Here is a 14,373-nt window from a genome sequence, read left to right on the forward strand (position 1 = left end):
TTTTGCTGTGGCTTACGCCGCGCCGTCGAGGAACTGCTCGGCGTAGTGACAAGCCACCTGCCGGTTATCCAGTTCACGCAACAGCGGTTCTTCCGTGCTGCAACGCTCGGTCGCATACGGGCAGCGCTTGTGGAACGCGCAACCCGGTGGCGGGTTCAGCGGGTTGGGCAGTTCGCCGACGATCTTGATTTTCGGCTTGTGCGGATCCGGGTGAATGGTCGGGGTCGCTGACAGCAGCGCCTGGGTGTACGGGTGCAGCGGGCGCTCGTAGATGTCGTTCTTCGGACCCAGTTCAACCGGGCGACCCAGATACATCACCATCACATCATCGGCCACGTGCTGCACCACCGCGAGGTTGTGCGATATGAACACGTAGGCAGTGTTGAACTCCTGCTGCAGGTCCATGAACAGGTTGAGCACCTGGGCCTGAATCGACACGTCCAGCGCCGAAGTCGGTTCGTCTGCCACCAGCACTTTCGGCTGCAGCATCATGGCCCGCGCGAGGGCGATACGCTGACGCTGACCACCGGAGAACATGTGCGGATAGCGCTGGTAATGCTCGGGACGCAAGCCCACCTGCTTCATCATCGCCTGGACTTTCTCGCGACGCTCAGTGGCCGACAGTTTGGTGTTGATCAGCAGCGGTTCGGCCAGTTGATCACCGATTTTCTGCCGTGGGTTCAACGACGCATACGGGCTCTGGAACACCATCTGCACGTCTTTGCGCAGTTGCTTGCGCTCGGCCTTGTCGGCGCCGGCAACTTCCTGGCCGGCGATCTGCAGCGAGCCCGACGATGGCTCTTCAATCAGCGTCAGGGCGCGGGCGAGGGTGGATTTGCCGCATCCCGATTCACCCACCACGGCGAGGGTCTTGCCGGCTTCCAGTTCGAACGACACGCCGTTGAGCGCGCGCACGGTGGCGTGGCCCTTGAACAGGCCACGGGAGACTTCATAGTGACGGGTCAGGTCGCGGGCGGTAAGTACGACGGCCATTACGCCACCTCCTGGTTCAGCGGGTAGAAGCAGCGGGCGAGGCTGTTGGCTTTCGGATCGAGGCCCGGACGCTGGGTGCGGCAGTTGTCCTGCACGTACGGGCAGCGCGGCGACAGCAGGCAACCCTGCGGACGGTCGTAGCGGCCCGGGACTATGCCCGGCAGGGTCGACAGACGCGAGGCGCCGAGGCTGTGCTCGGGAATCGCCTTGAGCAGCGCTTCGCTGTACGGGTGCGCCGGGATGTCGAACAGTTGCGGCACCTGACCGACTTCCACGGCCTGGCCGGCATACATCACGCAGACGCGCTGGGCGGTTTCCGCCACGACCGCGAGGTCGTGAGTGATCAGCACCAGGCCCATGTTCTGTTCTTTCTGCAACGCCAGCAGCAGATCCATGATCTGCGCCTGAATCGTCACGTCGAGGGCCGTGGTCGGTTCGTCGGCGATCAACAGTTTCGGCTCGCCGGCGATCGCCATGGCGATCGCAACACGCTGGCTCATACCGCCAGACAGTTGATGCGGGTAGGCGTCCATACGGCTGGCCGCGCCCGGGATTTCCACTTTTTCCAGCAGTTCGATGGCACGTTTGCGCGCTTGCTTGCCAGACATTTTCAGGTGCAGGCGCAGCACTTCTTCGATCTGGAAACCGACGGTGTAGCTCGGGTTCAGCGCGGTCATCGGGTCCTGGAAAACCATCGACAGGTCTTTGCCAACGATCTGCCGACGCTGACGATTGCTCAGTTTGAGCATGTCCTTGCCGTCGAAGCTGAGTGAGTCGGCGGTGACGATGCCGGGATGCTCGATCAGACCCATCAGCGCCATCATGGTCACGGATTTACCCGAACCCGACTCGCCAACGATGGCCAGTACTTCGCCTTTGTCGACTTTCAGGTCGAGGCCGTCGACCACCGGCGTGGCGGTCTTGTCGCCGAAGCGGACGTTGAGATTCTTGATTTCTAGCAGTGACATTTGAATCTCCTCAGGCGGCGTTCTTGAGTTTCGGGTCCAGCGCATCGCGCAGGCCGTCGCCCATCAAGTTGATTGCCAGCACGCTGAGCAAAATGGTCAGACCAGGCAGACTTACCACCCACCAGGCGCGTTCGATGTAGTCGCGGGCCGAGGCCAGCATGGTGCCCCACTCAGGGGTTGGCGGTTGTACGCCGAGACCGAGGAAGCCCAGTGCGGCGGCATCGAGAATTGCCGAGGAGAAGCTCAGGGTCGCCTGCACGATCAGCGGCGCCATGCAGTTGGGCAGCACGGTGATGAACATCAGACGCGGCAGACCGGCACCGGCCAGACGCGCGGCGGTGACGTAGTCGCGGTTCAATTCGCCCATCACGGCAGCACGGGTCAGACGCACGTAGGACGGCAGGGAAACCACGGCAATCGCGATCACGGTGTTGATCAGGCCAGGGCCGAGGATGGCGACGATCGCCACAGCCAGCAGCAGCGACGGCAGGGCCAGCATGATGTCCATCAGACGCATGATGGTCGGGCCGACCACTTTCGGGAAGAAACCGGCGAACAGACCCAGCAGGATCCCCGGAATCAGCGACATCACCACCGACGACAAACCGATCAGCAGCGACAGGCGCGAGCCCTGGATCAGACGCGACAGCAGGTCACGGCCAAGTTCGTCGGTGCCGAGCAGGAACTGCATCTGCCCGCCTTCGAGCCACGCCGGCGGCGTCAGCAGGAAGTCACGGTATTGCTCGCTCGGGTTATGCGGCGCGACCCACGGCGCGAAAATCGCGCAGAAGATGATCAGCAGCATGAACAGCAGGCCGGCAACCGCGCCCTTGTTTTTCGAGAACGCTTGCCAGAATTCTTTGTACGGCGATGGGTACAGCAGGCTTTGATCCACGGCGGACGTGGCGGTGGCTACTGAGGATGTTGGAGTGCTCATGGTATGGACCTCAGCGCTGATGACGGATGCGTGGGTTGGCAAAGCCGTAGAGGATATCCACCACGAAGTTGACCAGAATCACCAGGCAGGCGATTAACAGGATGCCGTTTTGCACCACCGGATAGTCCCGGGCGCCGATGGCTTCGATCAGCCATTTGCCGATGCCGGGCCAGGAGAAAATGGTTTCGGTCAGGACCGCACCGGCCAGCAACGTGCCGACTTGCAGGCCGACCACGGTCAGCACCGGAATCAGCGCGTTGCGCAGACCATGCACGAACACCACGCGCGACGGCGACAGGCCTTTGGCCTTGGCGGTGCGGATGTAGTCTTCGCGCAGCACTTCGAGCATCGACGAACGGGTCATCCGCGCGATCACCGCCAGCGGAATGGTGCCGAGTACGATGGCTGGCAGGATCAGGTGATGCAGGGCGTCGAAGAACGCGCCGACGTCATCGGCCAGCAGCGTGTCGATCAGCATGAAGCCGGTTTTCGGCTCGATGTCATACAGCAGGTCGATGCGCCCCGAAACCGGCGTCCAGCCCAGGCTCACCGAGAAGAACATGATCAGGATCAGGCCCCACCAGAAGATCGGCATCGAGTAGCCCGCGAGGGAGATGCCCATCACCCCGTGGTCGAACAGCGATCCTCGTTTGAGTGCCGCGATCACCCCGGCCAAGAGCCCGAGGATGCCAGCGAACAGCAGGGCGGCCATGGACAGTTCCAGGGTCGCCGGGAAAAGAGAGGTGAACTCGGTCCACACACTTTCACGGGTACGCAACGACTCACCGAGATCGCCCTGGGCCAGTTTGCCGATGTAGTCCAGATACTGGGCATACAGCGGCTTGTTCAGCCCCAGGCGTTCCATTGCCTGAGCGTGCATTTCGGGGTCGACCCGACGTTCGCCCATCATCACTTCCACGGGGTCGCCCGGAATCATGCGAATCAACGCGAAAGTCAGCAAGGTGATGCCGAAAAACGTGGGGATCAACAACCCCAGTCGGCGGGCAATAAAACTAAACATCTTGTGTGGTACCTCATCAGCCGGTTAGGCGTGTCCGGCGTCCCTCAGGTCAGGGACGCCGGGCGTTTCTTATCTACTTCACCTGGGTGGTGGCGAAGTTATTAGTGGTGAGAGGGCTGATGTGGTAGCCCTCTACATTTTTGCGCATTGCAGTGAACATCCGAGTATGGGCCATGCTGATCCATGGCTGGTCCTGATTAAACAGCACTTGAGCCTGTTCGTAGAGCGCGGCGCGTTCGGCCGGATCTACTTTAGCCCGTGCTTCATCCAGCAGTGCCTGGAATTTCTCGTTGCACCAGCGTGCGTAGTTTTCGCCGTTCTTGGCGGCCTCGCAACTGAGCATAGGCGTCAGGAAGTTATCCGGGTCGCCGTTGTCGCCCGCCCATCCGGCCGAGACCATGTCATGCTCGCCGGCCTTGGCGCGCTTGAGCATCTCGCCCCATTCCATGACGCGGATGTCGATCTTGATCCCGACTTTCGCCAGGTCAGCCTGCATCATTTGTGCGCCGAGCATCGGATTGGGGTTGGTCGGACCGCCGCCGTTACGGGTGAACAGGGTAAACGTGGTGCCTTCCGGAACCCCGGCTTCCTTGAGCAGCTTGCGCGCTGCATCGAGGTCGCGTGGCGGGTTCTTCAGGTCATGGTTGTAGCCGAGCAGGGTCGGCGGGTACGGGTTGACCGCCACCGACGCGTTGCCCTTGCCGAACAGCGCGTTGACGTAGGCTTCCTTGTCGAACGCGATGTCGATGGCTTTGCGCACACGCACATCGCTCATGTACTTGTGCTGAGTGTTCATCGCGACGTACGAAACGGTCATCGCGTCGAGCTCGTCGACTTTCAGGTTGCTGTCTTTCTTGATGCTCGGGATGTCATCCGGTTTCGGATACAGCGCAACCTGACATTCGTTGGCCTTGAGCTTCTGCAGACGCACGTTGTTGTCGGTGGCGATCGCCAGGATCAACGCGTCGGCCGGTGGCTTGCCACGGAAATAATCCGGGTTGGCCTTGAAGCGTACCTGGGCATCCTTGGCGTAGCGCTGGAAGATGAACGGACCGGTGCCGATCGGCTTGTTGTTGAGGTCGCCGGCCTTGTTGGCCTTGAGCAACTGGTCGGCGTATTCGGCCGGGTAGATCGACGAGAACGCCATGGCGAGGTCGGCGAGGAACGGCGCTTCGCGGCGGGTCAGGGTGAACTTGACCGTGTTGTCGTCGATTTTCTCGACGCTTTTCAGCAGTTCCTTGAAGCCCATGCTCTCAAAGTACGGGAAGCCCACGCTCGACAGTTTGTGCCACGGGTGATTCGGGTCCAGCTGGCGCTGGAAGCTCCAGACCACGTCGTCGGCGTTCATGTCACGGGTCGGCTTGAAATATTCGGTGGTGTGAAACTTGACGCCTTTGCGCAGGTGGAACGTGTAGCTCAGGCCGTCTTCACTGATGTCCCAGGACTCGGCAAGTGCCGGGATCACTTCAGTGGTGCCGGGCTTGAAATCGGCGAGCCGGTTGAAGATGGTTTCGGCCACAGCGTCCGCCGTGACTGCAGTTGTGTACTGGACCATATCGAAGCCTTCCGGGCTGGCTTCGGTGCAGACCACCAAGGGTTTGGCCGAGGCGCCGACAGCGACACTCAGCAACGCAGCCGCGATGGCCGCACGTAGGGGAAGCATTTTCATCGATAACCCTCTGCAATCGGTTGAAGACAGAAAACCGAACGGCCGACTCATCATGAGTCAGCCGCCGGTTGCGTTTTTACAGAATGTTGAACGGGATGGTGGTCACGAGACGGAACTCGTTGATGCTGCCGTCAGCCTGGTTTTCGCTGGCACGGTGCGCGGTGTAGGTGCCGCGAATCGTCGTGGCTTTGAGCGGGCCGCTTTGTACTGCATAGGCTGCACCGACGCCGTATTCATAGTGGTGTTCGCCGTCCATCGCCTGCACGCCATCGTAGCCGCCACCCTTGTAGTGAGTGCCGTCGATGCCCCAGCCGCGTGCCTGGTAGATGTTGAATTTCAGGCCAGGCACGCCGTATTCGGCCATGTTGATGCCGTAGGAAACCTGGAAGGATTTCTCGTTCGGGCCGTTGAAGTCCGAGAGCAGGGAGTTGGCCAGGTAGATACCGTTGGTTTCGTGCAGGTAGTCGAAGTACTCGTTACCGTTCACTTCCTGATAGGAGAAGGTCACGGTGTGCGCCTGATGCGTCAGGCCGAACGACAGCGAGTAGGTGTCGTTATCGATGTCACCGAGCAGTTTTTTGCCTTCGTCGACGGTCTTGTAGTAGTTCAGGCCGGTGGTCAGGCTCAGCACCGAGCTGTCGCCCAGCACGTGGGTGGCGCCGAAGTAGTACTGGTTCCACAGGTCTTCGGCCTGGGTGCCCCACAGGCTGGTGGTCAGGCTGGCGAACGGCTGGTAAGAGATACCGGCGGTGTTGACGTGATCGGCTTCGGCGTTGATGTCACCGTATTCCGAGCGGAATTTGCTCAGGCTTTCTTCGGTACGTGGCGAAACGCGGTCGAAGGTGGCGACGTCGAACGCCAGGTTGTTCAGCTCTTCGCTGTGGATCGCGATACCTTCGAAGCTCGATGGCAGCGGACGGTTACCGATCACATCGACTTGCGGGCTGCTGAAGTTCATGCGACCGGCGGTCAGGGTGGTGTTGGAGATGCGCGCCTTGACGTTGGCCAGGCCCAGCTTGCTCCACTGACCTACCGCGTCACCGCCTTCACGGGTCAGGGTACGGTTGTTGCCCGCGCCTGGGCGGGTGCCCGGAGCGCCGCCGTTGTTCGCAGCGAGGTTCTCGCGGTCGCGCTCAAGGGCGATTGCGTTGTAGGCAGCCACTTCGGTGCTGAAGCCGACAGTACCTTCGGTGAAGCCCGAGTTGTACTTGATGATCGTGCCTTGCACCCAGTTGATCCGGCGATCGGTTTCGGTCGACTGGCCGTTCTTGCGGTAAGCGAACTTGCCGCCACGCTTGAGTTGTTCGTTGGCGTACCAGTTACGGGTCGAACCGCTGATCGATTGCCCTTCGAGGAAGCCGGTGGCTTCGGCCTGGGCGCTCTTCTCGTTGACGGTAACCGGGGTAAACGCCTGGCTCTGGGTTTCCGCATAAGCCGTGGCGGTGATGCTGCTGATGGCCAAGGCCAGTATCGCGGTGCTGCTCAGTTTCATGGGTGAAGCTCCTTTACTTTCTTTTTATCCCGGCTTTTTTTGGTATGCCGGTTATTGGTTTAGAACTCGTTCACACATCGCAAACGTTTGCAAAAGCCCGGATTGGCGAATTTCGGCAAAGCGCTTGCGTGAGGGGAGTAGACGGCTCCCCTCAGCATTGCGGCTAATCGGTTGGTTTAATCGATACTGACACCCGAGAACACATTGCGGCCGAACGGGCTGACTTTGAACCCTTCGACCCTGGTGCTTAACGGCTGGTTGACCGTCGAGTGGGCGACAGGCGTGATCGGCACTTGCTGTTTAAGCAATTGCTGGGCCTGTTTATAAAGCTCGGTGCGCTGGTCACGATCGGTGACGACTTTGGCCTGTTTGATCAGCTTGTCGTACGCCGGATCGCACCACATGGAGTAGTTGTTGCCGCCGATCGCGTCGCAGCTGTACAGCGTGCCCAGCCAGTTGTCCGGATCCCCATTGTCACCGGTCCAGCCGATCAGGCTGATGTCATGCTCGCCATTCTTGGTGCGCTTGATGTACTCGCCCCATTCGTAGCTGACGATCTTCACTTTCAGACCGATCTTGGCCCAGTCGGACTGGAGCATTTCGGCCATCAGTTTGGCGTTCGGGTTGTACGGGCGCTGCACCGGCATCGCCCACAGGGTGATCTCGGTGCCTTCTTTCACACCGGCAGCCTTGAGCAGCTCTTTGGCTTTTTCCGGGTTGTAGGCGGCGTCCTTGATAGTGTCGTCGTAGGACCACTGGGTAGGCGGCATGGCGTTGACGGCCAGTTGGCCGGCGCCCTGATAAACAGCGTTGAGAATCCCCTGTTTATTCACCGCCATGTCCAGCGCCTGACGCACTTCCAGTTGATCGAACGGCTTGTGGCGCACGTTGTAGGCGATGTAGCCGAGGTTGAAGCCAGGCTTGGTAATCAGTTGCAGCTTCGGATCGGTTTTCAGCGCTTCAACGTCGGCAGGGCGCGGGTGCAGGGTGATCTGGCACTCGTTGGCCTTGAGTTTCTGCACGCGGACCGAGGCGTCGGTGTTGATCGCGAAAATCAGGTTCTTCAGTTTGACCCGGCTCGGATCCCAGTACTGCGGGTTGCCGGTGTAGCGGATGTTCGAGTCTTTCTGGTAGCTCTTGAACACGAACGGCCCGGTGCCGATCGGCTTCTGGTTGATGTCGCTCGGCTTGCCGTCGGCCAGCAACTTGTCGGCGTATTCGGCGGACAGAATCGAGGCGAAACTCATGGCGATGTTCTGGATGAACGCGGCGTCGACGCTGTTGAGCGTGAACTCCACGGTCAGCGGCCCGGTCTTTTCGACCTTGGCGATGTTCTTGTTCAGGCTCATCCCGTTGAAGTACGGGAACTCGGTGGGGTAGGCCTTGCGGAACGGCTGTTGCGCGTCGAGCATGCGATTGAACGTGAACAACACGTCGTCGGCGTTGAAATCGCGGCTCGGCTTGAAGTAAGGGGTTGTATGAAATTTCACGCCTTCACGCAGGTGAAAGGTGTATTTCAGGCCATCTTCGGAAATGTCCCATTGGGTCGCCAGACCCGGTACGACGTTGGTCGCGCCCTTTTCGAACTCGACCAGACGGTTGTACAGCGGCTCGGCGGCGTCGTTGTCAGTGGCCGTCGTGTATTGCGCGGTATCGAAACCCGCCGGACTGCCTTCCGAGCAAAACACCAGGCTGTCGCTGGCGGCGTAGCTTGCAGACGTGGCGGCCAACAGGCCGGCGCCCAACAGTGCGGAAAAAACCAAGGTATGGCGCATGACGCTCCCTCTTTTTTAGTGTTGTGCAATGCGCCTCGGTCCCGATCCCGGGACTTTTTGGCCGCATTGAGCTCAATCCAATACGTACGGCAAAACCGGTGGCCCACGCAGACACTGGTCAGTACGCGACGGTAGGCACCGTGCTGCTGGCAGTAAATACGTAATTGCCTTAATGCTCGTAGGAAAAGTCGACGCGCCTATACCGAAGCAATCATCTGCGGCGGATTTGGGTGTAGGCCTTTTCCTTTTTTCCCGGTAGATAAAGCAACGGCGACGTCAGAAACGCCGCCGCTGCAATGTCTTACTTGCTGACGCTGACGCCGTAGAAGGAATTCAGGCCAAATGGGCTGATCTTGAAATCCTGCACGTTGGCGCGCATGGGTTGATACACCGTCGAGTGAGCGATAGGTGTCATTGGGACTGCATCTTTAAGGACGTGTTGCGCCTGTTTGTACAGCTCGGTGCGCTTGCCCTGGTCGGTGGTACGTTTGGCTTCTTTCACCAGTCCGTCGAACTTCTTGTCGCACCACTTGGAGAAGTTGTTGCCGCTCAGCGAGTCGCAGCCAAACAGCACGTTGAGCCAGTTGTCCGGATCACCATTGTCACCGCTCCAGCCAATGATCATGGCCTGGTTCTCGCCACCTTTGGAACGCTTGATGTACTCGCCCCATTCGTAGCTGGTGATCTTCACTTTCAAGCCGATCTTGGCCCAGTCGGACTGGAGCATCTCAGCCATCAGTTTGGCGTTAGGGTTGTACGGACGCTGAACCGGCATCGCCCACAGAACGATTTCGGTACCTTCCTTGACGCCGGCTTCCTTGAGCAGCTGCTTGGCTTTCTCAGGATCGTACTTGGTGTCTTTGATGGTGGTGTCGTAGGACCACTGGGTCGGCGGCATGGCGTTGACGGCCAGCTGGCCAGCGCCCTGGTAAACCGAATCGATGATCTGCGGCTTGTTCACGGCCATATCCAGCGCCTGGCGCACGCGCAGGTCAGCCAGCGGGTTGGCCTCGTTGCTGCCCTTGACCTTGTCCATCACGTTGTAGGCGATGTAGCCCAGGTTGAAGCCGGCCTGATCCGGCATCTTCAGCGACTTGTCTTCTTTCAGCGCTTTCAGATCGGCCGGACGCGGGAACAGGGTGACCTGGCACTCGTTCTTTTTCAGCTTCTGGATACGCACCGACGGGTCGGTGGTGATGGCGAAGATCAGGTTGTCGATCTTCACGTCTTCAGGCTTCCAGTAATCCTTGTTGCCGGTGTAACGGATGTTCGAGTCTTTCTGGTAGCTCTTGAACACGAACGGGCCAGTGCCGATCGGCTTCTGGTTGATGTCGGCGGCTTTGCCATCCTTGAGCAGTTGGGCGGCATATTCGGCGGACTGTACCGAAGCGAAGCTCATGGCCAGGTTCTGGATGAACGCGGCGTCGACTTCTTTCAGCGTGAACTTGACGGTGTGGTCGTCGACTTTGTCGATCTTGGTGATGTTGGTGTCCATCCCCATGTCGGTGAAGTACGGGAATTCGGTCGGGTACGCCTTACGGAACGGGTCGTCCTTGTTGATCATGCGGTTGAACGTAAACAGCACGTCGTCGGCGTTGAATTCACGGGTCGGCTTGAAATACGGGGTGGTGTGGAACTTGACGCCTTCGCGCAGGTGGAAGGTGTAAGTCAGGCCATCGTCGGAAATGTCCCACTTGGTCGCCAGACCAGGAATCACGGCGGTGCCGCCGCGCTCGAACTGGGTCAGGCGGTTGAACATGGTTTCGGCTGAGGCGTCGAAGTCGGTTCCGGTGGTGTACTGGCCTGGATCAAAACCGGCCGGGCTCCCTTCGGAGCAGAACACCAGGTTAGTCGCAGCGGTGGCGAAAGGTGCGGAGGCTAACAAGCCTGCGCCGACTAGAAACGGAATGACCGCGTGTTTAAGCATGTTGGCCTCATGATTTGTTGTCATTTTTTAGTAGTGAGGTACGACCTCGTGAGTCGTGCCTGCGGATACTTATGCAGGGCCCATACCCAATGCAAGATCCAGAGCGGTCGGCGGCGTTAAACGGTGGCACGTACGTACCTTAATGTCGCATCCGTGTAACTTTTGACGCATTTGACCGTTTGCGGGTGGTTTTTAAGGTGCAAACCGAGCCCCAAAACGGTGCAGCAGTCATCTTCTGCGCGCCGCCTTGGGGCTGGGTGTTACTTATTTATACCCACGCCATAAAAAGGGGTTAGACCGAAAGGACTGATACGGAAGTCAGTGACCTCTTTGCGCAACGGCTGGAAGACCGTGGAGTTGGCGATCGGTGTGATCGGCACCTGCTGTTTAAGGATCAGTTGCGCCTGTTGATACAGTTTTACCCGTTGCGCTTTATGCGTGGCCACTTTGGCCTGCTGCACCAGTTTGTCGTAGGCGGGATCGCACCATTTCGCATAGTTGCTGCCTTTGACGGCCGCGCAGCTGTAAAGCACGCCGAGCCAGTTGTCCGGGTCGCCGTTGTCGCCGGTCCAGCCGTAGATCATGGCGTCATGTTCGCCATTCTTGGCGCGCTTGATGTACTCGCCCCATTCATAGCTGACGATGTTGGCCTTGATGCCGATCCTGTCCCAGTCCTGCTGGATCATCTGCGCCGACATTCGCGCATTCGGGTTCGAGGCACGCTGCACTGTCATCGCCCACAGGTTGATGGTTGTACCGGGTGCAACCCCGGCTTCCTTGAGTAGCGCCTTGGCTTTGACCGGGTCGTAAGGTGCGTCTTTTATGTTCGGATCGAACGACCATTGCGCGGGTGGCAAAGCGTTCTGCGCCAGTTGGCCGGCGCCCTGGTAAACCGCCTTGATGATTGCCGGTTTGTCGATGGCCATGTCCAGCGCCTGACGGACCTTGAGCTGATCAAGCGGCGGGTGGGTGGTGTTGTAGGCGAGGAAGCCAAGGTTGAAGCCGGCCTGTTTGAGCACGCGCAGGTTCGGGTCTTTTCCCATCACCTCGATATCGGCCGGGCGCGGGTAACCGCTGACCTGGCATTCACCGGCCTTGAGCTTCTGCAGGCGCACGGCGGCATCAGGTGTGATCGAGAAAATCAGGTTGTCGATTTTCACGTCTTCGGGTTTCCAGTAGGCCTTGTTCGCGGCGTAGCGGATCTGGGAATCCTTCTGATAGCGCTTGAACACGAACGGACCGGTGCCGACCGGTTTCTGGTTGAGGTCGGCGGCTTTGCCGTCCTTCAACAGTTGTGCGGCGTATTCGGCCGATTGTACCGAGGCGAAGCTCATGGCGAGGTTCTGTACGAAGGCTGCATCAACGTTGTTGAGGTTGAAGCGCACGGTGTGGTCGTCGAGTTTTTCCACCGATTGGATCGTGGTGTTCAGGCCCATGTCGGTGAAGTAGGGGGATTCGGCGGGGTAGGCCTTGCGGAAAGCGTTGTCCGGGTCGAGCAGGCGCTGGAAGGTGAACAGGACGTCGTCGGCGTTGAAGTCGCGGGTCGGGGTGAAGTAGTCGGTGGTGTGGAATTTCACCCCTTCGCGCAGGTGGAAGGTGTAGTGCAGGCCGTCGCTGGAGACGTCCCATTTGGTCGCCAGGCCAGGCTCGATGTCAGTACCGCCGCGCTGAAATTGGGTGAGGCGGTTGAAGACGGTTTCGGCGGAGGCGTCGAAGTCGGTGCCGCTGGTGTATTGGCTCGGGTCGAAGCCGGCGGGGCTGGCTTCGGAGCAGTAGACGAGGGTTGTGGCGGCGTTGGCGATCGGTGCGGTGGCGGCAAGGGCCAGGGAGATCAAGAGCGGTTTGAGGGTGGATCTTGGCATGGAGTCCCCGGGGAATTGGCGGTGGTGGTGGATTGAGATTAGCGGGGATTCGGGAGCGTCCGGAAATATCGTTTTTCTCGTGGGAGTGTCTATCTCGGTATATGTGGCTGTGTTTTGGGTGCATATCCGTTGCTTAGGGTGCTGCGGCTGGCGGTTTCGCCTGACGGCGACTTACTTTTTTACAAGCGCCAAAAAAAGTAAGCAAAATCGCTAGCTCCCACCCCCGGATCAATCCCGCCGCTCAGCCTTCCGACGTCGCCAGTGGATCAAGATCCAGAGCTGGCGAGCTGACACTCGGCCTATTGAGTGGTGAAAAGCGTGGGGGGCCGGCTTTTGATTTGTGTTGTTGCTGCCCCTCACCCCAGCCCTCTCCCGAGGGAGAGGGGGCCGATTTGGGTGGTGTTCAAAACCTGCATTCGACTCGGTACCTCACGTCGGCGTAGCTCTCGCAATCACCTCGGTCAGTCCCCTCTCCCTCCGGGAGAGGGCTAGGGTGAGGGGCTTTTGATCTTCTGCATATTTGCATTCAGCTCGGTATTCCACGTCGGCGCAGGTCTGCCAAACACCTCGGTCAGTCCCCTCTTCCTCCGGGAGAGGGCTAGGGTGAGGGGCTTTTGATCTGTTTCATAGTCTGAGTTCAGCTCGGTATTCCACGTCGGCGCAGGTCTGCCAAACACCTCGGTCAGTCCCCTCTTCCTCCGGGAGAGGGCTAGGGTGAGGGGCTTTTGATCTGTTTCATAGTCTTAGTTCAGCTCGGTATTCCACGTCGGTGCAGGTCTGCCAAACACCTTGGTCAGTCCCCTCTTCCTCCGGGAGAGGGCTAGGGTGAGGGGCTTTTGATCTGTTTCATAGTCTTAGTTCAGCTCGGTATTCCACGTCGGTGCAGGTCTGCCAAACACCTTGGTCAGTCCCCTCTCCCTCTGGGAGAGGGTTAGGGTGAGGGTTTGCTTTTGGCTGTTTAAATTCGATGCCAAATAACCAGAACCTTCCCACAAGGTCTTCAGGTTGTCCGTCGGACGTCCGCTCTCTAGTCTGGGGCGTCGCTGGTTGTTCAGCGATCGGGTGTGAGAACCCGACATTCATAGTCATTCAGTCCCCAGATCCGCATAATTGCCGCCAGCAAGTCTGCTGCCTGCAAAGTGCGTTATGGCGGCTCTGTGCGGGCGGACTTATGTCCGGCCGGGTGCCTATGACCGGTTTTCTCACCCCGCACAAAGCTGCCACCTCTTCGCCGTGTGAGAAACGGCATCGAGATGGCTCAACCTCATAGGTGAAGCGTATGACCAAGCCAGTCCCCGACCCACCCGAAGAAACCCCAACCCCCCTCGAAGCCGCGCTGCGCGCCGACGATCTCGCAAAAAACCGCGAAGCCATCAAGCGTGCCCTCGATTTCTATCTCTGCCCGGCACCCAGCAAACCCCATCCACCCAGCACGATGTTTCTGGTCCAGCCCGACATCGACACCGAAAGTCTGCTGGCTCATGCCTGTGAATCCCTCGCGTCAGCCAACACGCTGGCCAGCGATTTCGCCGATCAGCTCGGCCGTCCGCAGCGCAATACGGCGCTGGCGATTCAGCAGATCATCATGCTGGCGGAGCTGGCGGTGAATCGGGCGCTGGATCGGGTGGATCCGCACGCTTGAGACCGCGTCATCGTTCTTCGCGAGCAGGCTCGCTTGTATGGTTAGACTTGAAGGGGTGGTGGGACGAACAGTTCGCATCTGACTGCT

Annotated in this window: 10 protein-coding genes; 1 reads left to right on the forward strand and 9 read right to left on the reverse strand. The window is 59.4% G+C overall.

All coding sequences use genetic code 11. From position 1 onward, the window contains the following. Nucleotides 1-12 precede the first annotated feature (12 nt). The 9 genes from QRN33_RS26305 to QRN33_RS26345 all read right to left on the reverse strand — a co-directional run bounded on the left by QRN33_RS26305 (nucleotide 13) and on the right by QRN33_RS26345 (nucleotide 12,644). Nucleotides 13-993 (reverse strand): peptide ABC transporter ATP-binding protein, encoded by a 981-nt coding sequence (locus tag QRN33_RS26305; protein ID WP_042608794.1) that lies wholly within the window; start codon nucleotides 991-993, stop codon nucleotides 13-15. After that, the gene (locus tag QRN33_RS26310) at nucleotides 993-1,961 is read right to left on the reverse strand and encodes an ABC transporter ATP-binding protein (RefSeq protein WP_016771722.1); all 969 of its coding nucleotides are present in this window, start codon (nucleotides 1,959-1,961) and stop codon (nucleotides 993-995) included. Before QRN33_RS26310 ends, QRN33_RS26305 begins: the two co-directional genes overlap by 1 nt. A gap of 10 nt (nucleotides 1,962-1,971) precedes the next feature. Next, entirely contained in the window at nucleotides 1,972-2,898 is a 927-nt protein-coding gene (locus QRN33_RS26315) for an ABC transporter permease subunit (protein ID WP_016771721.1), read from the reverse strand. A 10-nt stretch (nucleotides 2,899-2,908) separates the two neighbouring features. Continuing rightward, nucleotides 2,909-3,919 carry an ABC transporter permease subunit gene (locus QRN33_RS26320; RefSeq protein WP_016771720.1) on the reverse strand — a complete coding sequence of 337 codons (1,011 nt, stop codon included), beginning with the start codon at nucleotides 3,917-3,919 and terminating at the stop codon, nucleotides 2,909-2,911. Between the two features lie 73 nt (nucleotides 3,920-3,992). Continuing rightward, nucleotides 3,993-5,588: an ABC transporter substrate-binding protein gene (locus tag QRN33_RS26325; protein WP_042608793.1), complete on the reverse strand. Its 1,596-nt coding sequence runs from the start codon at nucleotides 5,586-5,588 to the stop codon at nucleotides 3,993-3,995. 76 nt (nucleotides 5,589-5,664) lie between these two features. Beyond that, on the reverse strand, nucleotides 5,665-7,080 hold the full coding sequence (locus QRN33_RS26330) for an OprD family porin (protein WP_042608792.1): 1,416 nt from the start codon (nucleotides 7,078-7,080) through the stop codon (nucleotides 5,665-5,667). A 176-nt stretch (nucleotides 7,081-7,256) separates the two neighbouring features. Further along, a complete protein-coding gene (locus tag QRN33_RS26335; protein ID WP_064364479.1) occupies nucleotides 7,257-8,855 on the reverse strand; it encodes an ABC transporter substrate-binding protein in 1,599 nt (532 codons plus the stop codon). 301 nt (nucleotides 8,856-9,156) lie between these two features. Further along, the gene (locus QRN33_RS26340; RefSeq protein ID WP_042608790.1) at nucleotides 9,157-10,782 is read right to left on the reverse strand and encodes an ABC transporter substrate-binding protein; all 1,626 of its coding nucleotides are present in this window, start codon (nucleotides 10,780-10,782) and stop codon (nucleotides 9,157-9,159) included. Between the two features lie 260 nt (nucleotides 10,783-11,042). After that, nucleotides 11,043-12,644, reverse strand: a complete 1,602-nt coding sequence (locus QRN33_RS26345; protein WP_285410988.1) for an ABC transporter substrate-binding protein — start codon at nucleotides 12,642-12,644, stop codon at nucleotides 11,043-11,045. Nucleotides 12,645-13,923: 1,279 nt separating this feature from the next. On the opposite strand from QRN33_RS26345, the gene QRN33_RS26350 reads away from it, so the two are divergent. Then, complete coding sequence (locus QRN33_RS26350) at nucleotides 13,924-14,286, forward strand: DUF6124 family protein (protein ID WP_123418224.1); 363 nt, start codon at nucleotides 13,924-13,926, stop codon at nucleotides 14,284-14,286. Nucleotides 14,287-14,373 lie beyond the last annotated feature (87 nt).

Origin of the sequence: Pseudomonas sp. FR229a, assembly GCF_030209115.1 — a bacterium.
GTDB lineage: Bacteria > Pseudomonadota > Gammaproteobacteria > Pseudomonadales > Pseudomonadaceae > Aquipseudomonas > Aquipseudomonas moraviensis_A.